Consider the following 24063-nt stretch of genomic DNA (forward strand, 5'->3'; position numbering starts at 1 on the left):
AATTGTTTTCTTTTTATATTTCTTAATTTATTTTATTATGAAAAATACCCAACTAAGCCTCCTACTATTACTCCGCCTCCAAAAAGACCCATACCAATTGCCGCTTTTTGTGAAATAGCTATTCCTCCAATAATAATTAAAGGTGCAACTCCACCATTTATTTCCATTAATTCTTTTTCATTAATTTCTTTTATCATTTCATTACCTCTTTCTAATTAATATTGTATTTTTTTACAACGATTTATTACTATAATATAAAAAACAATAACAATAATATTTTTAAATTGATTTAGATTTTGTTTGTAAAACACTTACTAAATCCATATTTATATTTAACTTATCCTTTATAGTAATAATATAATCCAACTGCAGCTGCAATAGCTATTCCTGAACCTATTATCATACTTCCTGTAATAACAATACCTCCATCTATTTTCATTAATTCATTTTCATTTAATTCAACAGCATTTTTCATTTAGTTCACCTCACTTTCATCTAATTTACTATATTTATACCACGAAAACAAAAAAATGCAATACCTATTTTTTATTTTTTTTATAAATTTACCATGCAAACGTTCTCATTTAGTACTTAATTTCTTTATTTTTAAAATTTTACAAACAAAAAACACAACATATATAAATATTGTTCAATGCCGTGTTTCAAGTAACTTTTTCTAATCACGATTAAAAATATGTCTTATTTTTTAGTATTTTCCTTATTCTCGAAAATAACACCCTAATCCAATAATTTTCATAAAAAAAAGAACACATATCTTAACCAATTTTAATACATGTTCATCAAAAATTAAGTATATAGTAATAAAATCAATGTATTCAGAGAATTTATATATCAAAAAAAATTTATTAATAAATACATTACTAAAATATAACTACTAGAGATCTTATAATATATTAGAAATAATATTAAAGGGAACTACTTCTAATAACATTAGAAATAATTCCCTTCATAAATTATTTTGATTTTTTCACTGCATATTTCTAGCATCATCAAAAATTTCCCGTTTCATCAAAGAATTTATTCAAAATTTAATTTTTTTAACTGTCTAATTAAATAAATCGGTGCACTAATTTCTAATTTATCACCATTAGTATCAATATTAATATTAACTCTAACGCCTCTATATATATACTGAGGACTTGCCTTCGACTTATATACTAACTCACTATTGCCCCCAAGTACAAATTCATAATCTTTACGTAATAATAATTCTACTATTTTATCTCTATTACGAATATTTCCTATTGTTATATTCTCTTGACGCAAATTTACACTATTAAATCTAGCCCAAGCAATACAAAAAACTATGATAAAAAATAAAAAAATCAGAACAAGTCCAGTATATAATTTTAAATCGTTCACCTTAGCAAAAATTATAACCCCTACTCCCGTACCAGTAAACGCTATAAACCAAAACTTAAAAGTTCTTTTAAAAATATCATCAAACATTACAACACACTCCAATTTTTTCATAATAATTTTAAGTAATAAATATAATTCTACTTATTAATACTTTATAACAAGAAACACAAATCCATAAACACGGCTTAACAATACATGTTTCAGCAAAACTCATCCACCAATATGTTCCAAGCTATTCCTATCATTTTTTAACACACATTCTTTGCATTCTCAAAAATCCCAATTTTACCAAAGAATTTATTCAAAATTTAATTTTTTTAACCTTCTAATAAAATAAACAGGCGCACTGATTTCTAATTTATCACCATTAGCATCAATATTAATATTAACTTTAACGTCTCTATATATATACTGCGGAGATGACTTACACTTGTATACTGACTTACTATCATTTTCAAGTATAAGTTCATAATCCTTTTGCAAAAACTCTACTATCTTATCTCTATTTTTAATGTTCTTTATAGTTGTATCACCTTGTTTCATATTCATACTAATAACTCCAGCCATAAATACACAATATAAAAAGACACCAAACGACGAGATTATAAAAAATCCAGTATATAATTTCAAATTATTTACTTTAGCAAAAATTATAACTCCTATCCCAAAAATAACCATTATTGCAAACAGATATTTAAAAACTTTCATAAATATATTATCAAACACTCTCATATAACTCCTATACTTTCCATAATTTTTATAATAACATTTAAAATGGTCCACTCACAACTGAACCTAACCCTGCTCCAAATAATGTACCCGTATATATATGCTTCACAAATGTTTTACTACTTGTGTCTCCATAATACGTTGTCGCCGCTGCTCCTGTGATACACCCTATAACAAATCCCCAAATACCACCAAATATGCTACCAACTAGACCTCCGCCATTTATATATTGCAATTCTTCATAACTCAATTCCCTCATCATTTTCCTCCTTATAACACTTTGCCTATAATAATTATAACAACATTTTTATCTACACGCTATTTTCATTAACGTTTACGATTTTTTTCACAAAAAATTAGAAATTTATTCCATTTTTTTACTTAGAGTGATTATACTCTCTTTTTTATATCCTGTCAAGAAAAAATAAAAAAATATTGTAATTTTACATATGCAAATGTTTTTATTTCTAAACAAAAATTCTATTTATCTGTGTTTTTTAAATAAAAAATGCAACATATATAAAAAATATTATATTACTGTGTTTTAAGCGATACTTTCTAACTAAAATTAAAAATACGCCTTATTTTTCAGCCTTTACTTATTCTAAAAAATTACAACTTAATTAAATAATATTTATAAAAAAAGAACATATATCTTAACCAATTTTAATATATGTTCATTTTAATTTATTTTCTTATATAATCAACAACATAGTTAAATATTGTTTTTTCTCCATATACAATACTTGTTTCTAGTGTCTTTCCATTTTTTAATTTCAATTCTTTAGTATCTTCTATATTACAAATTAAATAATAATATATTTCATTTTTTATCTCTTGAGGTGAACTTGAAATATACTTCACCTTTCCATGCAGGTAAATATCTTCTTCATTATTGTTGCTTAATATATAATTAACTCTACTATTTAATTTAATTTTATTTATATATCTTTCACTTACATATACTTTTACTTCATATTCATTCTTTTCAGGAACTATATTAGCTAAAGTTTCACCATTTATTGTATCACCTATATTTACTGGTGTTACAACTTCTATTATCCCATCTATTGGAGATTTTATTATTAATTTATCTTTTAATTCTTCGGTTTTGTTAATTTCTAGATTTAAATTGTCTATTTCTTTAATCAATTCATTCTTTTTATTAAGATTAAAATTTTCCAATTGATTTAGAAGCATTTTTTTATTATAAACAGTAGTATCATAATTTCTTTTTGTATCTTCTAAATTATCTTTTGATACACCTCCAAAAGAGTATAATCTTTTATTATCTTTTAATTCTTTTTTAAATTTATGCAAATTTAAATCTTCAGATTTTATCTTTAATTTCAAATTATTTAATTCTAATTCAAAATTTAAAATATTTGAATCCATTTTATAGGATTTACCATCTAAATAATTTAATAAATTTTTATTCTCCTCTAATTTAGTATTTAAAATATCATATTTATAATTTAAAGAGGCATCATCTAATTTCAATAAAATTTCTTCTTTTTTTACCACTTTTCCAGTTTTCATATTATTAAAAACTACTTTGGCATTAACATAATTTTTTATAATACTAATATTATTTTTATTTTGTACAACTCCTATACCCTTTGCTTTTAAATCTATTTTTGCAAAATAACTCCAAACCAATAATGATAAAATAAAAAATATAACTATATATATAAAGTATTTATAAGTATTACTTTTTTTCTCTTCTAAGAACTCTTTACCTACTAATAATTCATCTAATTTATAATTTTTTATTCTCATCTACTCAACCTGCTCTTTCCAATATTTGTAATAATTCCCTTTCAATTCCAATAATTCATTATGATTTCCACTTTCAATTATTTTACCTTTTTCAAACACAAATATTTTATCACATTTTTTTATGGTACTTAATCTATGTGCTATTATTATTGTTGTAATTCCTAAATTTTCTATTACATTTTGAATAGAACTTTCTGTAATGGAATCTAAACTACTAGTTGCTTCGTCTAATATTAAAATATCTGGTTTTTTCAATAGTGCCCTTAATATTGATAATCTTTGTTTTTGACCACCTGATAAATTACTTCCGTTTTCATCAATATAAGAATCAAATCTATAAGGTAAAGAATTTATGAAATCCATCAATTTTAACTTTTCACATAATTCAACTATTTCTTTAATATCTACACTATCATCAACAAATAAATTTTCTTTAATAGATTTATTAAATAAAAATGTTTCTTGAGACACATATGAAATTTTTTCTCTTAAGAAGTAAGTATTTACATCTTTTATATTACTATCACCAAATTTTATTTCTCCACCCTCGTAATCATAATATTTTAGTAATAGTTTTGCTAGTGTTGTTTTCCCACTTCCAGATTCTCCAACTAAAGCTACTTTTTGTTTATTTTTTATTATTAAACTTATATCATCTAGAACTAATTGTCTTGTTCCGTATCTGAATTTTAAATTTTTAATTTCTATATCTTTTTTTAAATCTGATAAATTAGAATCTTTATTAGTTTGTTTATTTTCTAAATCTAAATCAATTATTTCTCCTATTCTATCAGCTGCTACTATTGCCACTTGTATTTGAGATTGTAAATTAATTATTTTTTTTAATGGTTCTAAGAAATATATTAATATACCTATAAATACAAGTAATTCTCCAAATGACATATTTCCTTTTATAACTTGTAAAGCTCCTATCCAAACTATTATATAATTACCTATATTAGATACAACAGAAGATAATAAATTTATTATATTATATAAAACTCCTCTCTCATAACTAGATTTTAAAAACTTAAAAAATTTATATTCTGTTTCATTTTCAGTTTCCATTTCTAAATTATAGGCTTTTATAGTTTCAATCCCATTTAAATTTTCAATTATATTAGAAGTTAATAATGCATTATCTTCTAAAACTTCTTGATTTTTTTTCTTTATATATGTTTTAAAAGTATATACTATAATCATATATATTGTTAATATTATTATAGCAATGAAAAATAGAACTTTATTTAAATTAAATAAAATTATTCCACCAAATATTGAAGTCAATACGTCTATGACTGAAGTAAATGCAGTCTCAGCAATTACTTGTCTAATATTAACCCCATCCGAAAATCTAGAAACTATTTCCCCAATTTTTCTTGTTGAAAAAAACTTTAAAGGCAAATTAAGAACATGCTTATAATATCCTAATAAAATAATATCATCTAATTTTTGGCTTAAAAACAATACCAGTTGATTTCTTATAAATTCAAATATAATTTTAATGAATGTTATAAATACTACTCCTATCATAACTATATGTAAAGTCTTTAATAATTTATCTTTTAAAATATAATCTACTAATATTTTAAAATAAAATGAAGTTGCTATTCCTAAAATTGTATATATGATTGATATTAGTATTATATTATATAATAAAGATTTTTGATTTTTTAAAACTTTTAAAAATTTAAAGAAATTAGTCTGTTTTCCATCCATACTTTTTACATTATCAGTTTTTTCTACTAAAACTAGTATACCTGTCCATTGATTATAAAACTCTTGAATTGAAATTTTTACAACTCCTCTTGCAGGATCAGAAATAATAATTTTATCTTTTGAAATTTTTTGTATAACAACATAATGGAACATACCATTATTTATAACATGAGCTATTGCTGGTAATGGTAATGTTTCATCTATTTTTTTATCTTCTACTCTTACAGCTTTAGCTTTAAAATTAAAATAATTCAAACCTTTAATTAATCCATATATATTTGTTCCTTGTTTATCTGTACCTACGATTTCTCTTAATTTTGCTATCGGATAATTAATCTTATACTGTTTAGCAATAGTTAAAATACATGCTGGTCCACAATCTCTTTCATCATTTTGTAATACACATTTATATCTTTCAAACATAGTTGTTCTCCTTTTATTTACCTAGTACTTTTAAACTGTATCTATTTTAATATTACAACATTTATAACAATTTGTATTTATACGCACATTTTAATATAGTATACCATTAAATTTTTAAAATTCAAATTTTATTTATTTTCAAAAATTTATAAAAAAAGAGATAACCTTTAAGCTATCTCAAATTTACAATATATAGTTTAACTAACATTGAATACATTATTTTTTTAGAAACCTATCTTTCTAAGAATTAAAGTCCATCTTATATATTGATCATAATGATTCTGAAGTCTAATAGCAGCATTTTTATCATAAAAGAAATAACGACCTCCATTTATTTCCATCAATTCATTATTATTTAATTCAACTATTTTTTTCATTTCATATCTCCCAATTTTTTATAATTTAAATTTTACCAACGATACTTATGATACGCATTTGAAAAATAAATACGCATATAAGTTTTCGACATAAAAACTCCTGCATTATAATAGATAAAAAAACCTCCATTTATACCCATTAATTCATTATTATTTAATTCAACTATTTTTTTCATTTCATACCTCCCAATTTTTTATAATTTAAATTTTACCAATTATATCTATGCCAATTACGACTCCAATAATCAATAAAACCATAATACTTACCAACTGCAAAGCCCGCTAATGCTCCTCCAGCCAATCTTTCATATATATTACGCTTACCTCCATCTATTACCATTAATTCATTATCATTTAATTCAACATTTTTTTTCATTTCATACCTCCCAATTTTTTTTATTTACTATAGTATACCTTATAATTTTCAAAATTCAAATTTTATTATACAAATATCTTTAAAATGCGTAATAATATTGTATTATTTTTCGAAAATTTTAACTTTAAACATACTTCTTTTTTTATTCAAAAAGGGAGTTGTAACAACTCCCGTTAAATCATATTTTATTACTAAAATTTATAATTCTTTCTTTTTCAATTTTTTGTAATTCTTTAGCCCAAATACTAAAATCTTTATAGTTTTCTGTTGCTAAAAAATTAATATACTTACCTTTTTCACTTACTGGTATTACAAAAAAATCTAAATTTTCTTGTAAACATTGTTCTATCATAATTATTCTACCAGTTCTGCCATTCCCATCACTAAATGGGTGTATTTTTTCAAAATCAATATGAGACTTGATTATAATTTCAAGTTTTTCATCATTAGATTTTGCTAAATCAATTCTATATTTATAATTATCTAACCAATTTTTTAATACATAAGGCACTTGATATGCTAATGTTGTTTCAAAAGTTGCACCTATTATAGCATTATTAGTTTTTTTAAATTCACCATTATCACTTGATATATTTTCCATTATCATACTATGAAACTTTTTTATTTTAGATAAATCAAATTCATCATCATTATTTAAAATATAATTAAATGTTTTATCATAGTTTTTAACTTCGTAATATTCTCTATCACACATAGTTTTAGGTATATATTTATGTAACAAAATTGATATTGTTTCTGCTTGCGTTAAAGTGTTTCCCTCAATTGCTGTTGAATTATGTGCTGTTCTAACTAAAAAATCATTAAGATATTCTTTAAGCAGTTTTTCTTTTTTTACTTTCATTTTACTTCTTATTAAAAAACTCTTTTGTAAGTTCTTTCATATAGAATACATCATATATTCCACATAATTCTTTTATTGAATGCATTGATAAAATTGGTATTCCTATATCTACTGAATCTATATCTAAGTGTCTTGCTGATAATGGTCCTATCGTAGTTCCACCTGGTTCATTTGAGTTATTTACAAAATATTGTAATTTTATATCTGTACCTTCTACTAAATGTTTAATAATAGCCATTGAGTAACCATCAGACGTATATTTTTGGTTAACACTTAACTTAATAGCAATTCCTTTATTCATTTCACATTGATTAGTTATATCTGCCTTATTAGGGTGTGATGGGTGTGCTACATGTCCTGTATCAGATGATAACATAAATGATGAACTTAACATTTCTAAATAGTTTACCCTAGTTAATCCAAGTCCATATGCTATTCTTTCTAAAATATTAGTTAAATAATTTGAATCCGCACCTTGTTTAGTTGAACTTCCTATTTCTTCATTATCAAATGCAACATATACATTTATTTTTCCTGAATCCATTTTAGATTCAACTAAACCTATAAGTCCTGTATAAACTGATAATAAATTATCCATTTTAGTTGAATGCATCATATCCTCATTTATTCCAACTAATGCTCCTTTTTCTAATGGATATAGTGCCAAATCAAAGTCTAATATATCATCTACATTTATTCCTTGAGAACTTGCTATAAGATTCAATAAATAATTTTCTTTTTCTAAATGACAATTTACTAATGAAATTATTGGAAGTAAATCTCTTTGTCTATCTATTTTTACTCCATCATTTGCTGTTCTATTTTGGTGTATTGCTAAATTAGGTATTACTACTACTGGTTTTTCTAATTTTATACATAAAGTTTTAGGTTTAAAAACATTTTTAGTTTTTAATATTATTCTACCTGCTATACCTAAGGCTCTATCAAACCAAGTTGAAAGTAATGCTCCACCATAAACTTCTGTATTAAGTCTTAACATATTATTAGTTAGAAGTTCTGGATTAGGTTTTATTCTTATACTTGGACTATCAGTATGGCAACCAAATATTTTAAATCCTTTTGATAAATCTAAATTTTTGGGTATAGTAAATGCAGTTACTGTTGTATTAGTCTTTTTCACATAATATTTTCCACCTTTTTTTAATTCCCAATGACTAGTTGGTTCTAATCTTTCAAACCCATTTTCATCTAAAATATCACTACATTGATTAGTAACATGATATGTAGTTGCCGCTTCATCTATAAATTCTAAAACCTCCCTTGCAAAACTTTTTACTTCTAATTTGTCTATTGTGTTTTTCATTTTTTTGCTATTCATTTACTTCTCCTATCTCATATATATCTATGAATTTTTCTTTTAAATAATTAATGTAGCATCTTGGTTCAAAGTCTTCATTACAGCAACTTCTAATTAATTCGTCTGCACTCTTTGAAGCACCATACTGATGAATAGTTTCTTTTAAGAATTTATTAATTTCATCAAATTTTTCATTTCTTAATACATTTTCTATATCTACATTCTTACATAAACTTTCAAACATTTGACTTGCATAAGCTGTTCCTATAGCATATGAAGCGAAATAACCAAACAATCCACCTGACCAATGTGAATCTTGTAATATACCTTCTGCATAATTTCTAGGTCTTATTCCTAAATATTTTTCATACATATTATCCCATTTTTCATTTAATTCATCAACATTAACTTCTTTGTCTAAGTTTTCAAATATTTCTTTTTCTAATTCATATCTTATTAAAACATGTATAGAATAAGTTAATTCATCTGCATCAACTCTTATATATTGATTTTTAACTTCATTGGCTAATAAGTAAAGTTCATCATCAGTTAAATCTAAATCCAAGTATTTTTTTATTAATCTATTCATAAGTGGCATATATGCTCTATGCTTTGCAATTACATTTTCAGAAAATCTTGACTGAGCCTCATGTATACCCATAGTTGCTCCACCAGATAATACTTTACTGTTATCATATTTATCATCTATTTGTTGCTCATATATAGCATGTCCTACTTCGTGAGCAGTTGAAAATATACCAGATAATATATCTTCTTCTAAATAATGTGAAGTAAATCTAACGTCTTTATTATTCATTCCAATTGTAAATGGGTGCTCACTTTCTGACATAACTCCTTTAGAAAAATCAAACCCTAAAATTTTGGCTAGTTCTAATGATAATTTTCTTTGTTTTTCTATATCAAATTTACCTTGTAATTTATGTCTAATCTTTTCTATTTTTTCATTTTTTGTATTTAAAATTTTTAAAGCAAAAGGTACTAAGTCCTTTTTTAATAGATTAAAGAATTTATCTGCTTTTTCTACAGTCATACCCTCTTCAAAATCATCTATTAAAACATTATATGGATGATGCTCATAACCCCTATATTTAATAAATTTCTTGTTATATTCTATTAACTCTTTTAAATATGGTTTAAATATATTATAGTCATTTTTATTTTTTGCTTCTTCCCATGCACTTTGTGATTTTGAAACTAAAGCTTTGTATTTAGAATACTCATCAACAGGTATTTTACTCATTTTTTCGAATACATTTTTCTTTAATTTTTTTACAACTTTTCTATCAAGTTCACTTATTTTTTCTTCATCAATTGAATAAAGTAATTCTTTAAACTCATCATTTACTAAATTTTTGTACTGTAACTCTGATAAAGTTTCCATTGTATTACTAATACCTTCAACAGATTTTTTTGCTGCAGCTGTTTCTAAATCCCATGATAATAAAGTCATTGCATGATTATATGCACTATCTTTTTTTATAGTGTCATATAATTTTTTTAATTTATCTTCCATATTACCCCTTCTTTCTTTATATATTTACTTGAAACCGCTATACTATAAATATATATTTTTATATTACTATATTCTTTTTCTAACTGCTTTTTTATTTCATTTACTGTAGTTCCTGTAGTTATTATATCATCTACTATTAAAACTGATTTATTATCTAAATTTAATCCTTTTACTTCAAAAACCTTTAATATATTTAGTCTTTTTTCATAATCATTTGTTAACTTAGACATTTTTAATGTGTCTTTATTTTTATTTATTTTTAAATATTCTAAATTTAATTCATCTAGTATTAATTCTACTTGATTAAAACCTCTTTGTTTTAATCTTTTATCACTTATAGGACTTACTATTATATTATCAATTTTTTCTAATTGAAATAATAAATCAATATCTTTTTTTATTATATTCGCTATTATACTTGCTACATATTTACATTTTTTATACTTTAGTTCATATATTATGTCCTTATAGTAATTATTATATTGCATAGAAAAAAATGTATTATTTACTCTTTTTAAGTTTGAGAGTTTTTTTAAAGTTTTAACTTCATTACTCTCTAAAGTATATTTATGCTTTTCAAATAATAGTTCTTTAAATATTTTTAAGATGTTTTTTAGCATCTTTACTCACCAACTTAGCACTATACATTTCTGTATAGCCACATTCTACACAAATTTTGATATAGAATAATTCACTTGTAGGTAAGTTATAGAATTTATCATTTATATCTTTCGTATTCCAAACAGCATTTTTTATTATATGTTCTCTGTTTAAACACTTAACACATTCTTTTAATAACATTTTATACCTTCTTATTTAATATTTTTTTCAAGAAACTCTTTCTATGTTTGTCTAATATGCCATATTTTTCAATTGCTTCATAATGTTTTTTAGTAGGATAGCCCTTATGATTTTTAAGGCAATATTTAGGATAAACTTTATCATATTCTAGCATCATATTATCTCTAATTACTTTTGCTATAATAGATGCTGTTGCAATGCTTAAATTCTTACTATCCCCTTTTATTAAAAATTCTTGTTTCCCTCTATATTCTTTTATTAATTTATTACCATCTACTAAAACTAACTTATCTTTAATTCCTAATTCTTCTATTTTTTTTAAAGCTCTTCTCATAGCCAAAAATGTTGCATTTAAAATATTTAGTTCATCTATTTCTTTTTCATTTGCAATACCTACTGCATATACTATATTAGGACTATTTATTAATTCTTTATATATCTTTTCTCGTTTAAATTCATTTAATTTTTTGGAATCGTTAATCTCATTAAATATTTCAAGATTATTATCTTTTATATAGACTGCACAAGCCACTACTTCTCCAAATAGAGGTCCACGACCTACTTCATCTACTCCTATTATATCTCTAAATTCCAGCATCATCTACCTCTAATCCAAATTTTTTAATATTTTCTAACATATCATCTGGCATGTCGGCTTTAACCTTTATATCTTTACCAGTCATTGGGTGTATAAATTCTAACATATATGAGTGCAACTGTTGTCTTGCTACTTTTTCTTTTTTAGAATAAACTTTATCTCCTACTACATTATACCCCATTTCTTTCGCTTGTACCCTTATTTGATGAGTTCTTCCTGTTAGAATATTAACTTTAACTAAACTATACTTATCATTACTAACAATTCTTGCAAATTTACTTATCGCTAATTTACCACTATTAGTATTACTACTCATTTTTTTTCTATCATTTTTATCCCTACCTATATATGACTCAACTCTAGTTAAATTATTTTTAATTTTCCCTTTTAATATTGCTAAATAAGTTTTATGTATTTCATGTTTTTTAAACATTTCTTGTAACTTTATATGTGTTTCATTATCTTTTGCAATTATTATTAATCCAGAAGTATCTTTATCTAATCTATGAACTATACCAGGTCTTGCCTTATCTATATTAGATAATTTATCAAATTTTGATAATAAACCACTTACTAAAGTGTCTTGTTTGTAAGTAATACTCGGGTGTACTACTAAATTATATGGTTTATTTATTATTGCTAAATATTCATCTTCATAAACTATCTCAAAATCTATATCTTTTGCTTCCAATTCAATATATGTATCATTATCAGGCATTTCAAATTCTATTATATCCCCTACCTTAGTCTTATATGACACCTTTGTTAATTTAGTATTAACATATATGTCTATCTTACTTATTTTATTCCTTGATATATCAAAAGTAGTAGATAATAATTTATCTAATCTTATATTTTCATTTTTTTCATCTATTTTTAATTTCATTTTTTCTCCTATTAACTATTATCATCTGCTTTTTGAAATATTTTCATATATGTATCATCAGTTTTATTATGATGATTTAATATTAAATTGGCTAGATTTTCATCTATATTTTTTAATTTTTTATAGCCATTATATGAATGCTCTCTTAACCTTGTCTTAATCCCTATTTTATGCATTGTTCTTATAATAAAATTAGCATGTTCTTTACCACAATCATGTAATATTGCTAATTTCAAATATATTTCAGGCATATTTTCATCAATTAATTTAGCATATACACTAAGACCATGATATCTATCATAATAGTCCATATTAAAATATATATCTTGCTCTTTTTCATTTAAAATTTTAAGTGCTTTCTCCTCCAATTCCAAATCTATTTTTGCTACAAAATAGTCTAAGAACTTTCGTATAGCATATACTATCATATTTATACCAAACCTTTTGTATTTATTCTAATATAATTATAACATATTTCTAACTAAATTAAAGTATCTATTTTCGAAAACTAAAAAACTACAATTATTGATTATAATTGTAGCTTGTATTTTAAAATAATATTTATTAAATTTAAATGGTTAATATTATGCTTTAACAATTTTTTCTTCATGTTTAGATAAAATTAAATAGCCTATTCCTGAAAATACTGATAATGCTGATATAATTGCATAAGACCAAAACCATCCAAAAGAATCTGCCATAATAGGCATTAACCAGTTAGCTCCCATATTACCAATTAAATAAGCTGTTACCCCAACAAATCCAATTGCTGTACCTGCAACTTCAAGTGGGACAAAATCTAAGGTTAAGATATTAACTATTAATTGTGGACCATATATTAAAGCTCCAAGAATACCTGAAATAATTAATAAAATTGTATAATTTACATTTCCACTTGCAGAAACCCCTTCATAAACGAAAATCATAATCGCCATAAAGAATAATCCAAATGCTCCAAATTTAGCCATTTTATTAGGAAATTTAACAGCTAACCATGCAAATATTAATGAACCAGGAATAGCAACCCATTCTAAAATAGAAATTGCAAATTGTACTTGAGTATCTGCTAAATGTGCCACTTCATATAAATAAATTGGCATCCAATCCTCAATACCAAAACGTAAAAAATATAAGGCAACATTAACTGCTGCAACTAACATTAATTGTGGATTACAAAATACATATTTCCAAATTAACTTCCAATATGATAATTGCATAACTTCTGTTTCATCAGCAATAACTGTTTCACCTGTATCACCATACATATCATACAAAGAATCTAATCCCTCAGCTTCTGGATTATCTCCACCAAGTTTCCAACATATAAATGCAAATACTATAACTATAATACCTGGAACTAAAAATGCTAATACAATATTACCAGTTTGTGGTACTATTAATCCCATACTAGTTAAAGTTGCAACTATCATTGGCAATAATGCTGCTCCAGCATTTTGAGAAACATTCCAACCAGCAATTGCTCCACCACGAGTCTTATTAGGGAAATAATTAGCTATCATATTTTGAGAAGCAGGTGCTAATGCTCCTTGAACCACTCCTGCTAATACAAGTAATATACCCAGAGTAATAAGTGAAGTATGATAAAAACCTATAATAATACAAATAACTGCACTTGCTCCCAAACATATGGCAAATAATTTACGCAAACTTACACGATCTCCAAGAGCACCCATATAAAACTTAGCTAAACCATATGAAATTGTTAAGCATGATAACAATAATGCTATATCTGATTTATCCCAACCATTTGCAGTCATAATAACTTTTGACATAATTTTAAAATTATTTCTTACTAAATAGGCACAAATATATCCTAAAAATGCAATTAAAAATATGATTTTTTGTCTTTTAAGAAATTGCATAAATTTTTCAGGATTATTTTTTCTATATAAATCCTCATTCATAGATACTCCTCCTTTATAATTTTTATTTCACATATAATTTACACTATATTATACCTTTTTTTACGAAAATACATATATATTAATTTCAGATTTTTTTATTTTTTTAAATTAAAAACTCGTACAATTTAGGTTCCATAGAACCTTTTTAGTACGAATTTATATTAATAAATAACTCTATATTTCATTTATATTTTCTTTTAATAAAAATTCCATTACTCCTATATAGTAAATACCATTTTCATCATAATATGGCACTATGTCATCTTTGATAACAACAATTTTTTTAAATGAATCATCTATTTTTTTAAGTGATTTAATTTCTTGCATTCGTTTTTTTTCATCTTGTATTGAGAAAGCTGATTGAATATAGTATTTTTGATTAACGTTATTGACAACAAAATCTACTTCTAATTGAGATTTAATTTTTTTACTATTATCATAATAACTATATTCTATAACACCTATGTCAACATTATAGCCCCTTCTAATTAAATCATTATATATTATATTTTCCATTATATGTGTTTGTTCGATTTGTCTAAAATTAAGTCTTGCATTTCTAAGTCCTATATCTGAAAAATAATATTTTAGTGGTGTAGAAAAATATTTAGAACCTTTAATATCATATCTTTTACTAGAATTAATAATATATGCTTCCTCAAAATATGAAAGGTATCTTGTAATAGTTGAATGTGAAATTTTAATTTTCTTTTCAGATAAAAATCTTTTTTCAAGTTTTGTTGAATTTATTAATGAACCTATAGCAGATGAAGTAAAATCTAATATAATTTCTAATACTTCTTCATCATTTCTTATATTATTTCTTTCAAGTATATCTTTAATATATGTTTCTTTAAATAAATCTTTTAAATATTTACTTTTCTCCTCATTTGTTTTTAAACTTAATATATATGGCATACCACCAAATACTACATAATCTCTCCAAGCATTTTCCTTATTATCATAAAAATTATATATTTCAGCAAATGAAAGAGGGCTTACATGTATTTCATCTCCCCTATCTCTAAATTGTGTTAATATATCTTTTGAAAGCATTTTAGAATTACTACCAGTTATATATATATCTAAATTTTCTAATTTCATTAAGCCTAAAAGTGTGTCTACAAATGTTACTTTTTCATTTGGATTATCTACATAAGGATTATTCATACTAATAGAAAATTGAATTTCATCTATAAATACATAATATCTTTTATTTTTATCTTTTATTTTATTTTTAATATATTCATTTAATTCAAATGGATTTCTGTATTTAATATTTTCTAATTCATCTAATGCTAGTTCAATAATCTGATTTTTTGAAATACCATTTTTTAATAAATAATTTTTGTATATTCTAAATAACAAGTATGATTTACCGCATCTACGAATACCTGTAATAATTTTTATTCTACCATTATCTTTTTTAGAAATTAATTTTTCTAAATATTTTTCTCTTTTAATCTCCATAATATACCTCTCTATTTGTACAATTTAAGTTCCATAGAACCTTTTTAGTACACATATATGATATCATAATCAGGAATATATTACAAGAAAACTCGTACAATTTTGGTTTCATAGAACCTTTTTAGTACGAGTTTTAATTAATAAATTTTATTTTATTTATATTATCTAATAGAGTTTTAATTATATTATCATCTAAATATTTTATTGCTTCATTCATTATATTATCCGGTATTCCATAATATGCTTCTGCTATAGATCCTGCTATTGCAGCAATAGTATCTGAATCACCACCTAATGAAACCGCTAACCTTATAGTTTGCTCAAATGAATTTGCCTCAAAAAATGCAGAAAATGCTTCTGGTACACTACCCATACAAGTTTCATCCATTTCATAGTTTGGTCTTATTAAATCACAATTTATAAAAGTATAACCAAACTTATTTTCAATATATTCTTTAATTTCTTGTTTGCTTTTACCTTTTCTTGCTAAAAATATACTGCTAGCAACTGCTACTGCTCCTTTTATGCCTTCTTTATGATTATGAGTTATTTCACTACTTATTTTCGCATATTTTTCTACCTCATCAATATTATCGTAAACCCATGCTACTGCTGAAACTCTCATTGCCGAGCCGTTTCCAAATGAATTATATGGTTTTTTATCACTACTATATATCCATTTTAAAAATCTATTTCCATAAGTCATATTTGGGTACATACTAGTCCATTTAACAAATGATTTCATTAATTCATCTTTAGTTTTATTTTCATCATTATAACCATTTACTAATGCTTCTAATACTGCAATAGTTAAAACAGTATCATCTGTAAATTCACAATTTTTACTAAATAATGGAAAATTAGTAGTTTTTATATTATTAAATTCATATATACTTCCGACTATATCTCCTATTATTGCACCTAACATAATTAATTAACTCCTTTATATCTTATCATTTGCTGGTACATACATTTTTAATATTATACTTTGGAAAATATGGATTATAAGGTGAAATGTATAGGCTATAAAACCACCTATCCATAACAAATAAAAATCGTAATTTATGGTTATTAAACAAACTATAATAATTAAAATTAATTCCTCTAATATTGCTAATGCAAAATTTTTCTTTTTAAAATAACTAAATACATAGCCAATTATATTAGTAATTTTAGGATTTTTATTAAATTTATCCTTATTTTTTATATACCACTTTTCAAATCCAGTAATTTCCTCTATATCATGGATTATAAAAAGAATTGGAAATAACCATAAAATAAGCATTTTATTACCTCTTTATAAATATTTCAATATATCTAATGGGTCATTCGCTATAAATGAATCTAAATCTTGTTCTTTACCATAACCCCAAGTACAATATACGATATCAATATTAGCATTTTTTGCTGTGTTGTAATCTACTATCATATCTCCTACAAAAAGCATTTCCTCTTTTTGATAATCTTTTGCTATTAAGTCCACTAAATACGGATTTGGTTTAGTTGGGTATTCTTTATTTACACTAGCTCCATATACATATTTGAAATTCCATTTTGATAATATAGTTTTAGCATGTTCTAATGCCATAGGATGATCTTTATTAGTAACTATTGCTATATCTACATTATTTTCAGTTAATTTATCTAATAATTTATCCATATTTTCATATATTTTAATACCATGTAGATAATTATTATCATAATGTTCTCTAACTTCTGCTATAAACTGATTTTTATCAATCTTTATTTCTTGTAATTTACTTATTCTTTCAAGAATTTTTAAAACACCACCACCTACAAAATCTAAATATTTTTTAGTTTCATATGTATTATAGCCATATTTTCCTAAAATACTATTAAAGCTATTTGCTATCGCTGGTAATGTATTAACTAAAGTTCCGTCTAAATCAAATAATACTATTTTTTTTCTCATAATTTTTCTCCTCTAATTTTTTTAGTTTTTTTCTTAATTTCTTGTAAATGATTTGGAAATTCAATATCCCTGCCAAAAATATCTGGTATTGAATGATAATGCACTACACATTTTATACCCATAGCATTAAGTTTATTAATAAATGGTTTTTCTAAATAACCTGCTACTACCATTTCTACATTCTTATTTTTAGCCTTATTTGAAATATCTCTTATTATATTCATCATAATATCACTATTCATATCATGCCACTCACTATTTCTAACAGTGGCAAAAATAAATGAAGTTAAATCATTCATACCTATAGTAATTCTATTAATACCAGTATCTAATATATTATCTAAATCAAAATATGCTGATGGTAACTCTATCATGCAACCCATTTTCCCTTTAAAACTTGATTTTTTAATTGTATTAATAATCTTAGTTAATTGTTTAGAATCGTTAATAAAAGGTATAAAAATTGATAAATTCTTATTTTTCTCATAAACTTTTTCTATCACTGATAATTCTGCAGCAAATTCATCAGTATAAGCAAGTAATCTTCTTGCTCCTCTTAACCCAAATAAAGGATGCTTATCATCTAATATTTCTTTTGTTCCTTCAAGATAATTAGATTCTGTATTTGTTAATTCAGAGAAACGATACCATACATATTCATCATGATAAACATTACAAATATTAGTTAAATAGTTATTAATAAAATTTTGTGTTTCATTATATAGTATATTTTTATTAAGTTCTCTAATAAGGTATTCTCCCCTTATCATTCCTACATTGCAAAATATATCTGCATATATCTTTTGTGTAATATTTTCGCCACTTAATGCTAATTCATTTTTCATTAGTTCTCCTTAAAAAATTCTACCATATCTTTTTTACTATTAAATACATTAAAATCATTTAAAACTTTTACAAATATTTTCAAAAATAAATCATACACATATTCATCAAAGAAAAAACACTTATCTAAATCTTCATCTTTTACATTAGTTTTTATCAATTCTATATATTTATTCATATCAGAATTTTCTTCCATAAGTTCTAGCATTAATTCTATTGATACACAACTTTGTAAATTTTGATCTAACTCTAACATTTCTTCATATAAAGTTTTATCTAAATAAAGGCAGCCAAGTTCGCTATATTCTCTTAATCCATTGGGGAATAATGCTAAATTTTCTTTATTTTTAACTTTTAAATCATCATTTAAAAATATTAAATAAATATAGTTATTATAATTATACTCTTTTACTTTATTTTTTTTATCTGCTAACATCCATTTTTGTTTTATTTTATTTATAATTTCTAATTTATTTTTTTCTACTTTAACCGCTGATAAAGGATAATCTAAAAACTCTATATCTGAAATTTTGATATGTGTTTTCGCCTTAAATAAGGGGTACTCCATATCGTTATCAAATTCTACTTTTCCTATTAAATAATAATCATTATTGTTATAATTATAAGTATATTTTATAGTTTCCATTAACTTTCCTATCTTTTTATTTTTTATTAATATTTATCAAATATTTTATTCTACTTGATACCATTTTAACTCCAACTTTATTACTTTTACCTCTTGGAATTATTACGTCTGCATATCGTTTAGATGGCTCTACAAATTCTAAATGCATAGGTTTAACTGTACGAATATATTGCTCTTTAATATTGTCAAAACTTCTTCCACGTTCTTTCATATCTCTTTCTATACGTCTTAGTAGTCTTATATCATCATCAGTATCAACAAATATTTTAACATCAAATAAGTTTCTTAATTTTTCAACTGAATAAAGTAATATACCTTCAACTATTATTATATCTTGTGCTTCTAATAATTCTTTTTCATCAGTTCTTAAATGTGTTGTAAAATCATATATAGGTTTTTCTATATTTTTTCCTTCTTTCAAATCTTTTATATGTTGTATTAGAAGTTCAAAATCTATTGAATTAGGATGGTCATAATTTAATTTTGATCTTTCTTCAAAACTTAAATCTTTATTATCTTTATAATACGAATCTTGTTCTAATAATACTAAATTACAACCGTATTTTTTTAAATCTTCAACTATCATAGTTGATACACTTGTTTTACCTGAACCAGTTCCACCAGCTATTCCTATTATTATTTTTTCCATTTGCTACTCCTATAAAATTATAATGATGATAATATCTCTATGACTTTTTCGGGACTATCTGTATTTAACATTTCTTCTAAGGCTTCTTCATTAAATGTTAATTTTGATATTAATGCCAATACGTCTAAATGTTCTTTTTTAGTATATTCTGGTGCTATTATCATAAAAAATAATGTTGATGGTTCTTCATCCATTGATGAAAAATCCTTACCTTTTTTATCTATTGCCACTGCCAAAGATATCTTATTAACTACACTTGATTTAGCATGTGGTATTGCTATACCATCTTGCATACCAGTTGATGATAATTTCTCTCTTTCATTTAAATCATTTAATAAAGTATTTAAATCATTTTTATTAATTGTATTATCTTTTACAAATAACATTGCGATTTCTTCAATAATTGCCTCTTTATTATTAGATTCTAGATTAAATACTATTCTATTTTTATCTAAAATATCTTTAAAATGCATACATCCTCCTAATTATATCCTCTTCTATCTGACTTTCGTTTAATTTATCTATATCAAATTCTTCATATCCCTTATTTTTAAACCAAGTAAACTGCCTTTTAGCATATCTTCTACTATTTCTTTTTATAAGGTATATTGCTGTGTCTAAATCTATTTCATTTTTAAAATACTTATTTAACTCTTTATAACCTATACTAGTTACTATATCTCCATATTTATTATAGATATTATGTGCTTCTTCTACTAAACCATTATTTAACATAATATCTACTCTTTTATTTATTCTTTCATATAACTTAGTTCTATCCATAGTTAAAAAAACTTTTAAAAATTGTCTATCATTTCCTTTTATATTATTATACTCTATATTCCCTTTTTCTATTTTTCTAATAACTCTAACCTTATTTTTTAAATCTATATCTTTATCTAATTTTTTTTCTTTTAAAATTTCTACCAATTCGGTCAAGGATTTATTTTCTAAAATTTTTCTTTTTTCAAAATCTACTTCAGGAGTATCTGTTAATCCATCTGTTATACTATCTATATATAGGCCTGTGCCACCTGTTATTATATATTGTTTATTTTTATTGTCATTTAATATTTTATTTGCATCATTATAATATCTGCCTACTGAGTATATCTCACTAGGCTCTACTATATCTATTAAATGATGAACTATACCTTGCATTTGCTCCTTATTTATCTTTGCTGTACCTATATTTAATTCTTTGTATACCTGAGAAGCATCAGCTGATATTATTTCCATATTCAACCTTTGTGCTAATTTAATTGATAAACTAGTCTTACCTATTGCAGTAGGTCCTGCTAAAATCAAACAATTATACATATTCGAACTCATAACCTTCTATTACTACAGTATCTCCTTCTTTAACTCCTGCTTCTACTAATTTTTTCTCCATACCAACATTTCTTAATACTTGAAGAAATTGTATTATTCCATCATCTCCTGTAAATACATATTTATTAAATACATTATCTACAACTTGACCTGATACTTCAAATACATTAGGCTCTATTTCTTTTATTATCCAATCTTCTTTTGTTTTTATAATTTCTAATAAAACTTCATCTAAATCTTTTAATTCTTCTAATTCTTCATAACTAGTATTTTTCAATAAAGTATTAGCCTTATTAATCACTTCTTTTACACCTTCGTTAGATATTACAGACATAGTTAATACTTCTTGACCAATAGTTTTAGAAAATTCTTCTATTTTTGACTCGTCATAAAGCATATCTATCTTATTAAGTACTACTATTTGTGGCTTTTTAGATAATCTTTCACTATAATTTTTTAATTCTTCATTTATCTTATAATAATCTTCAATTGCATTTCTACCATCTATTTCAGATATATCAATTATATGTATTATTACTCTGCATCTTTCTATATGTCTTAAGAATTTATCTCCTAGACCTATACCTTGATGAGCTCCTTCAATAAGACCTGGTATATCTGCTATTACAAAACTATCATCATCATTGACTCTAACCATACCTAATTTAGGTCTTAATGTAGTAAAATGATAACTAGCAACTTTAGATTTTGCAGCTGATACCTTATTAATAAATGAAGACTTTCCAACACTAGGATACCCAACTAATGCAACATCTGCTAATAGTTTTAATTCTAATTTAACTTTAAGTTCTATACCTGCTCTTCCACTTTCAGATATTCTTGGTGCTTTTCTAACAGAATTTTTAAAATGTATATTTCCTCTACCACCATCTCCACCTTTAAGCAGTAACTTTTCTTCATTAGGTTTATTCATATCTAAAAGTAACTTGTCAGTTTCAAAATCCCTTATTACAGTCCCTACTGGAACTCTAATAATAACACTTTCACCATCTCTACCTGTACATCTCGCACTTGATCCACGACCACCATTTTGTGCTTCTAATCTTCTAATATTTTTAAAATTTAACAAAGTGTTCATATTAGGATCGGCAAAAATTATTATATCTCCACCTTTTCCACCATCTCCACCATCTGGTCCACCGAATTGCACAAACTTTTCTCTTCTAAAAGTTGCGGCTCCATCTCCACCATCACCAGATTTTATTGTTATTACACTTTCATCTATAAACATTATATTCCTCTCTAAAATAGGACTTATTACTAAGTCCTAATATACTCTTATTCTTCTGTATTTTCTACTTCATTAGTTTCAAGGCTTTCAACACTTACACCAGCTGGAACTGACGCAAAAACTTTATCAGTAATTTTTTCAATTCTTCCACCTAATATAATAGTTGCTCCATTTATGAAATCAAAACTTCTTTGTCCATCTTCACTTGATAAATTTTCAAGATTAAATGCTACTATATTTCCTTTTTTTATTAATTCAATTATCTTTCTAGTTTCCATTCCAAAACTATTAGGTCTAATTATTCTTAATCCAAAACCTCCTGCAACAATTGGTTCACTTTCTACACTAACTTCTTCATTTTTGAAAAATTTATCTAAATTTATTGCCATTTTCATACCTCCATGTATCTCTATATATTAATTATATACTTTTTTCTACATTATTTCAATAAATAAATTAAAAAAGACTGACAATATATAGCAGTCTCACAAAACTATGACAATTATGGTGCACGGGAAGGGACTTGAACCCTTATGTCAAAGACGCTAGATCCTAAGTCTAGTGCGTATACCAATTTCGCCACCCATGCAAAATTAAATGGGGTGACCGACGAGACTTGAACTCGCGACAACCAGATCCACAAACTGGCGCTCTACCAACTGAACTACGATCACCATGGAGCGGGAAACGAGGGTCGAACTCGCGACATTCAGCTTGGAAGGCTGACACTCTACCAACTGAGTTATTCCCGCATAAATAAATGGTCGGTGTGACAGGATTTGAACCTACGACCCCTTGTTCCCAAGACAAGTGCGCTACCTAACTGCGCTACACACCGATAATTTTTGCTTGGCAGATACCGATTTTCCCCATTACTGAGTATCTTAGGCGTATATAGGCTTAACTTCTAGGTTCGGTATGTTTCTAGGTGTTTCCCTATAGCTATGTCCACCAAGCTTTTCTTAACTTTTTTGTCCTTAGGACAATTAGAAATAAATAGTAGTAGTAAAAAATTACAAGCATTTTAGTAAAGCAATCGACATATTAGTACTAGTCAGCTGAATGTATCTCTACACTTACACCTCTAGCCTATCTACCTTCTGGTCTCGAAGGGGTCTTTATGAATACTTATCTTAAAGGGGGCTTCTCACTTAGATGCTTTCAGCGATTATCCCTTCCAAACGTGACTACTCAGCCATGCTACTGGCGTGACAACTGAAACATCAGA

General features: G+C 24.9%; 30 protein-coding genes, 4 tRNA genes and 2 rRNA genes. All 36 read right to left on the bottom strand.

Annotated features, from left to right (window positions below):
• Window positions 1–35: 35 nt before the first annotated feature.
• Window positions 36–197: a class IIb bacteriocin, lactobin A/cerein 7B family gene (locus AWT72_RS09435; protein WP_156413072.1), complete on the bottom strand. Its 162-nt coding sequence runs from the start codon at window positions 195–197 to the stop codon at window positions 36–38.
• Between the two features lie 140 nt (window positions 198–337).
• The gene (locus tag AWT72_RS09155; protein WP_082680525.1) at window positions 338–475 is read right to left on the bottom strand and encodes a class IIb bacteriocin, lactobin A/cerein 7B family; all 138 of its coding nucleotides are present in this window, start codon (window positions 473–475) and stop codon (window positions 338–340) included.
• Between the two features lie 563 nt (window positions 476–1038).
• A complete protein-coding gene (locus tag AWT72_RS03535) occupies window positions 1039–1494 on the bottom strand; it encodes a hypothetical protein (protein WP_197407603.1) in 456 nt (151 codons plus the stop codon).
• 186 nt (window positions 1495–1680) lie between these two features.
• Window positions 1681–2115, bottom strand: coding sequence for a hypothetical protein (locus AWT72_RS03540; RefSeq protein WP_067140923.1), 435 nt, complete (start codon window positions 2113–2115; stop codon window positions 1681–1683).
• 37 nt (window positions 2116–2152) lie between these two features.
• Window positions 2153–2374 (bottom strand): hypothetical protein, encoded by a 222-nt coding sequence (locus AWT72_RS03545; protein ID WP_156413073.1) that lies wholly within the window; start codon window positions 2372–2374, stop codon window positions 2153–2155.
• A 425-nt stretch (window positions 2375–2799) separates the two neighbouring features.
• On the bottom strand, window positions 2800–3891 hold the full coding sequence (locus AWT72_RS03550) for an HlyD family secretion protein (protein WP_067140927.1): 1092 nt from the start codon (window positions 3889–3891) through the stop codon (window positions 2800–2802).
• Window positions 3892–6033 carry a peptidase domain-containing ABC transporter gene (locus AWT72_RS03555; RefSeq protein ID WP_067140929.1) on the bottom strand — a complete coding sequence of 714 codons (2142 nt, stop codon included), beginning with the start codon at window positions 6031–6033 and terminating at the stop codon, window positions 3892–3894.
• A 224-nt stretch (window positions 6034–6257) separates the two neighbouring features.
• Window positions 6258–6410: a hypothetical protein gene (locus AWT72_RS09440; protein ID WP_156286570.1), complete on the bottom strand. Its 153-nt coding sequence runs from the start codon at window positions 6408–6410 to the stop codon at window positions 6258–6260.
• 32 nt (window positions 6411–6442) lie between these two features.
• Window positions 6443–6586 carry a hypothetical protein gene (locus tag AWT72_RS09445; protein ID WP_156286571.1) on the bottom strand — a complete coding sequence of 48 codons (144 nt, stop codon included), beginning with the start codon at window positions 6584–6586 and terminating at the stop codon, window positions 6443–6445.
• 32 nt (window positions 6587–6618) lie between these two features.
• Window positions 6619–6786 (bottom strand): bacteriocin class II family protein, encoded by a 168-nt coding sequence (locus AWT72_RS09450; protein ID WP_156286572.1) that lies wholly within the window; start codon window positions 6784–6786, stop codon window positions 6619–6621.
• A gap of 178 nt (window positions 6787–6964) precedes the next feature.
• Window positions 6965–7648 (bottom strand): Fic family protein, encoded by a 684-nt coding sequence (locus tag AWT72_RS03560; protein ID WP_067140931.1) that lies wholly within the window; start codon window positions 7646–7648, stop codon window positions 6965–6967.
• 1 nt (window position 7649) lies between these two features.
• Window positions 7650–8987 (bottom strand): M18 family aminopeptidase, encoded by a 1338-nt coding sequence (locus AWT72_RS03565; protein WP_067140933.1) that lies wholly within the window; start codon window positions 8985–8987, stop codon window positions 7650–7652.
• Complete coding sequence (locus tag AWT72_RS03570) at window positions 8980–10500, bottom strand: carboxypeptidase M32 (RefSeq protein WP_067140934.1); 1521 nt, start codon at window positions 10498–10500, stop codon at window positions 8980–8982. The genes AWT72_RS03565 and AWT72_RS03570 overlap by 8 nt, the downstream gene beginning before the upstream one ends.
• A complete protein-coding gene (locus AWT72_RS03575; RefSeq protein WP_067140937.1) occupies window positions 10485–11120 on the bottom strand; it encodes a ComF family protein in 636 nt (211 codons plus the stop codon). Before AWT72_RS03575 ends, AWT72_RS03570 begins: the two co-directional genes overlap by 16 nt.
• A complete protein-coding gene (locus tag AWT72_RS03580; RefSeq protein ID WP_067140940.1) occupies window positions 11092–11301 on the bottom strand; it encodes a zinc ribbon domain-containing protein in 210 nt (69 codons plus the stop codon). The genes AWT72_RS03575 and AWT72_RS03580 overlap by 29 nt, the downstream gene beginning before the upstream one ends.
• A gap of 1 nt (window position 11302) precedes the next feature.
• Window positions 11303–11902: a ribonuclease HII gene (gene rnhB / locus AWT72_RS03585; protein WP_082680526.1), complete on the bottom strand. Its 600-nt coding sequence runs from the start codon at window positions 11900–11902 to the stop codon at window positions 11303–11305.
• A complete protein-coding gene (locus AWT72_RS03590; protein WP_067140944.1) occupies window positions 11886–12785 on the bottom strand; it encodes an RluA family pseudouridine synthase in 900 nt (299 codons plus the stop codon). The genes rnhB and AWT72_RS03590 overlap by 17 nt, the downstream gene beginning before the upstream one ends.
• Before the next feature lie 11 nt (window positions 12786–12796).
• Complete coding sequence (locus tag AWT72_RS03595; protein WP_067140947.1) at window positions 12797–13213, bottom strand: HD domain-containing protein; 417 nt, start codon at window positions 13211–13213, stop codon at window positions 12797–12799.
• Window positions 13214–13369: 156 nt separating this feature from the next.
• Window positions 13370–14710 (bottom strand): MFS transporter, encoded by a 1341-nt coding sequence (locus AWT72_RS03600; RefSeq protein ID WP_067140950.1) that lies wholly within the window; start codon window positions 14708–14710, stop codon window positions 13370–13372.
• A gap of 174 nt (window positions 14711–14884) precedes the next feature.
• Window positions 14885–16180: an ATP-binding protein gene (locus tag AWT72_RS03605; protein ID WP_067140953.1), complete on the bottom strand. Its 1296-nt coding sequence runs from the start codon at window positions 16178–16180 to the stop codon at window positions 14885–14887.
• 133 nt (window positions 16181–16313) lie between these two features.
• A complete protein-coding gene (locus AWT72_RS03610) occupies window positions 16314–17108 on the bottom strand; it encodes an ADP-ribosylglycohydrolase family protein (RefSeq protein ID WP_067140956.1) in 795 nt (264 codons plus the stop codon).
• Between the two features lie 15 nt (window positions 17109–17123).
• Window positions 17124–17465 (bottom strand): HXXEE domain-containing protein, encoded by a 342-nt coding sequence (locus tag AWT72_RS03615; protein ID WP_067140959.1) that lies wholly within the window; start codon window positions 17463–17465, stop codon window positions 17124–17126.
• Between the two features lie 12 nt (window positions 17466–17477).
• Window positions 17478–18113: an HAD family hydrolase gene (locus AWT72_RS03620; RefSeq protein WP_067140962.1), complete on the bottom strand. Its 636-nt coding sequence runs from the start codon at window positions 18111–18113 to the stop codon at window positions 17478–17480.
• The gene (locus AWT72_RS03625) at window positions 18110–18958 is read right to left on the bottom strand and encodes a putative PEP-binding protein (protein ID WP_067140965.1); all 849 of its coding nucleotides are present in this window, start codon (window positions 18956–18958) and stop codon (window positions 18110–18112) included. Before AWT72_RS03625 ends, AWT72_RS03620 begins: the two co-directional genes overlap by 4 nt.
• Window positions 18958–19602: a hypothetical protein gene (locus AWT72_RS03630; RefSeq protein WP_067140968.1), complete on the bottom strand. Its 645-nt coding sequence runs from the start codon at window positions 19600–19602 to the stop codon at window positions 18958–18960. Before AWT72_RS03630 ends, AWT72_RS03625 begins: the two co-directional genes overlap by 1 nt.
• A gap of 16 nt (window positions 19603–19618) precedes the next feature.
• Window positions 19619–20251 carry a uridine kinase gene (gene udk, locus AWT72_RS03635; protein ID WP_067140972.1) on the bottom strand — a complete coding sequence of 211 codons (633 nt, stop codon included), beginning with the start codon at window positions 20249–20251 and terminating at the stop codon, window positions 19619–19621.
• 17 nt (window positions 20252–20268) lie between these two features.
• The gene (locus AWT72_RS03640) at window positions 20269–20724 is read right to left on the bottom strand and encodes a PTS sugar transporter subunit IIA (protein ID WP_067140975.1); all 456 of its coding nucleotides are present in this window, start codon (window positions 20722–20724) and stop codon (window positions 20269–20271) included.
• Window positions 20714–21571 carry a tRNA (adenosine(37)-N6)-dimethylallyltransferase MiaA gene (miaA, locus tag AWT72_RS03645; RefSeq protein WP_067140978.1) on the bottom strand — a complete coding sequence of 286 codons (858 nt, stop codon included), beginning with the start codon at window positions 21569–21571 and terminating at the stop codon, window positions 20714–20716. Before miaA ends, AWT72_RS03640 begins: the two co-directional genes overlap by 11 nt.
• Entirely contained in the window at window positions 21564–22835 is a 1272-nt protein-coding gene (gene obgE / locus AWT72_RS03650) for a GTPase ObgE (RefSeq protein WP_067140981.1), read from the bottom strand. The genes miaA and obgE overlap by 8 nt, the downstream gene beginning before the upstream one ends.
• 47 nt (window positions 22836–22882) lie before the next feature.
• On the bottom strand, window positions 22883–23224 hold the full coding sequence (locus AWT72_RS03655) for a cell division protein SepF (RefSeq protein ID WP_067140984.1): 342 nt from the start codon (window positions 23222–23224) through the stop codon (window positions 22883–22885).
• Window positions 23225–23340: 116 nt separating this feature from the next.
• Window positions 23341–23424: transfer RNA gene (locus tag AWT72_RS03660), tRNA-Leu, on the bottom strand.
• A 9-nt stretch (window positions 23425–23433) separates the two neighbouring features.
• Window positions 23434–23509, bottom strand: a tRNA-His gene (locus AWT72_RS03665).
• A 2-nt stretch (window positions 23510–23511) separates the two neighbouring features.
• Window positions 23512–23587, bottom strand: a tRNA-Gly gene (locus AWT72_RS03670).
• Between the two features lie 9 nt (window positions 23588–23596).
• A tRNA-Pro gene (locus tag AWT72_RS03675) sits at window positions 23597–23673 on the bottom strand.
• 9 nt (window positions 23674–23682) lie between these two features.
• A 5S ribosomal RNA gene (gene rrf, locus AWT72_RS03680) occupies window positions 23683–23791 on the bottom strand.
• 68 nt (window positions 23792–23859) lie between these two features.
• Window positions 23860–24063: ribosomal RNA gene (locus AWT72_RS03685) — 23S ribosomal RNA — on the bottom strand; the annotation flags it as partial.

The organism is Oceanivirga salmonicida (assembly GCF_001517915.1).
Lineage (GTDB): Bacteria > Fusobacteriota > Fusobacteriia > Fusobacteriales > Leptotrichiaceae > Oceanivirga > Oceanivirga salmonicida.

Excerpts from the sequence above, each read along its gene's own strand:
- AWT72_RS09435 (WP_156413072.1), bottom strand. The coding sequence starts at position 197 with ATGATAAAAGAAATTAATGAAAAAGAATTAATGGAAATAAATGGTGGA.
- AWT72_RS09155 (WP_082680525.1), bottom strand. The coding sequence starts at position 475 with ATGAAAAATGCTGTTGAATTAAATGAAAATGAATTAATGAAAATAGAT.
- AWT72_RS03535 (WP_197407603.1), bottom strand. The coding sequence starts at position 1,494 with ATGAAAAAATTGGAGTGTGTTGTAATGTTTGATGATATTTTTAAAAGA.
- AWT72_RS03540 (WP_067140923.1), bottom strand. The coding sequence starts at position 2,115 with ATGAGAGTGTTTGATAATATATTTATGAAAGTTTTTAAATATCTGTTT.
- AWT72_RS03545 (WP_156413073.1), bottom strand. The coding sequence starts at position 2,374 with ATGATGAGGGAATTGAGTTATGAAGAATTGCAATATATAAATGGCGGA.
- AWT72_RS03550 (WP_067140927.1), bottom strand. The coding sequence starts at position 3,891 with ATGAGAATAAAAAATTATAAATTAGATGAATTATTAGTAGGTAAAGAG.
- AWT72_RS03555 (WP_067140929.1), bottom strand. The coding sequence starts at position 6,033 with ATGTTTGAAAGATATAAATGTGTATTACAAAATGATGAAAGAGATTGT.
- AWT72_RS09440 (WP_156286570.1), bottom strand. The coding sequence starts at position 6,410 with ATGAAAAAAATAGTTGAATTAAATAATAATGAATTGATGGAAATAAAT.
- AWT72_RS09445 (WP_156286571.1), bottom strand. The coding sequence starts at position 6,586 with ATGAAAAAAATAGTTGAATTAAATAATAATGAATTAATGGGTATAAAT.
- AWT72_RS09450 (WP_156286572.1), bottom strand. The coding sequence starts at position 6,786 with ATGAAAAAAAATGTTGAATTAAATGATAATGAATTAATGGTAATAGAT.
- AWT72_RS03560 (WP_067140931.1), bottom strand. The coding sequence starts at position 7,648 with ATGAAAGTAAAAAAAGAAAAACTGCTTAAAGAATATCTTAATGATTTT.
- AWT72_RS03565 (WP_067140933.1), bottom strand. The coding sequence starts at position 8,987 with ATGAATAGCAAAAAAATGAAAAACACAATAGACAAATTAGAAGTAAAA.
- AWT72_RS03570 (WP_067140934.1), bottom strand. The coding sequence starts at position 10,500 with ATGGAAGATAAATTAAAAAAATTATATGACACTATAAAAAAAGATAGT.
- AWT72_RS03575 (WP_067140937.1), bottom strand. The coding sequence starts at position 11,120 with ATGCTAAAAAACATCTTAAAAATATTTAAAGAACTATTATTTGAAAAG.
- AWT72_RS03580 (WP_067140940.1), bottom strand. The coding sequence starts at position 11,301 with ATGTTATTAAAAGAATGTGTTAAGTGTTTAAACAGAGAACATATAATA.
- rnhB (WP_082680526.1), bottom strand. The coding sequence starts at position 11,902 with ATGATGCTGGAATTTAGAGATATAATAGGAGTAGATGAAGTAGGTCGT.
- AWT72_RS03590 (WP_067140944.1), bottom strand. The coding sequence starts at position 12,785 with ATGAAATTAAAAATAGATGAAAAAAATGAAAATATAAGATTAGATAAA.
- AWT72_RS03595 (WP_067140947.1), bottom strand. The coding sequence starts at position 13,213 with ATGATAGTATATGCTATACGAAAGTTCTTAGACTATTTTGTAGCAAAA.
- AWT72_RS03600 (WP_067140950.1), bottom strand. The coding sequence starts at position 14,710 with ATGAATGAGGATTTATATAGAAAAAATAATCCTGAAAAATTTATGCAA.
- AWT72_RS03605 (WP_067140953.1), bottom strand. The coding sequence starts at position 16,180 with ATGGAGATTAAAAGAGAAAAATATTTAGAAAAATTAATTTCTAAAAAA.
- AWT72_RS03610 (WP_067140956.1), bottom strand. The coding sequence starts at position 17,108 with ATGTTAGGTGCAATAATAGGAGATATAGTCGGAAGTATATATGAATTT.
- AWT72_RS03615 (WP_067140959.1), bottom strand. The coding sequence starts at position 17,465 with ATGCTTATTTTATGGTTATTTCCAATTCTTTTTATAATCCATGATATA.
- AWT72_RS03620 (WP_067140962.1), bottom strand. The coding sequence starts at position 18,113 with ATGAGAAAAAAAATAGTATTATTTGATTTAGACGGAACTTTAGTTAAT.
- AWT72_RS03625 (WP_067140965.1), bottom strand. The coding sequence starts at position 18,958 with ATGAAAAATGAATTAGCATTAAGTGGCGAAAATATTACACAAAAGATA.
- AWT72_RS03630 (WP_067140968.1), bottom strand. The coding sequence starts at position 19,602 with ATGGAAACTATAAAATATACTTATAATTATAACAATAATGATTATTAT.
- udk (WP_067140972.1), bottom strand. The coding sequence starts at position 20,251 with ATGGAAAAAATAATAATAGGAATAGCTGGTGGAACTGGTTCAGGTAAA.
- AWT72_RS03640 (WP_067140975.1), bottom strand. The coding sequence starts at position 20,724 with ATGCATTTTAAAGATATTTTAGATAAAAATAGAATAGTATTTAATCTA.
- miaA (WP_067140978.1), bottom strand. The coding sequence starts at position 21,571 with ATGTATAATTGTTTGATTTTAGCAGGACCTACTGCAATAGGTAAGACT.
- obgE (WP_067140981.1), bottom strand. The coding sequence starts at position 22,835 with ATGTTTATAGATGAAAGTGTAATAACAATAAAATCTGGTGATGGTGGA.
- AWT72_RS03655 (WP_067140984.1), bottom strand. The coding sequence starts at position 23,224 with ATGGCAATAAATTTAGATAAATTTTTCAAAAATGAAGAAGTTAGTGTA.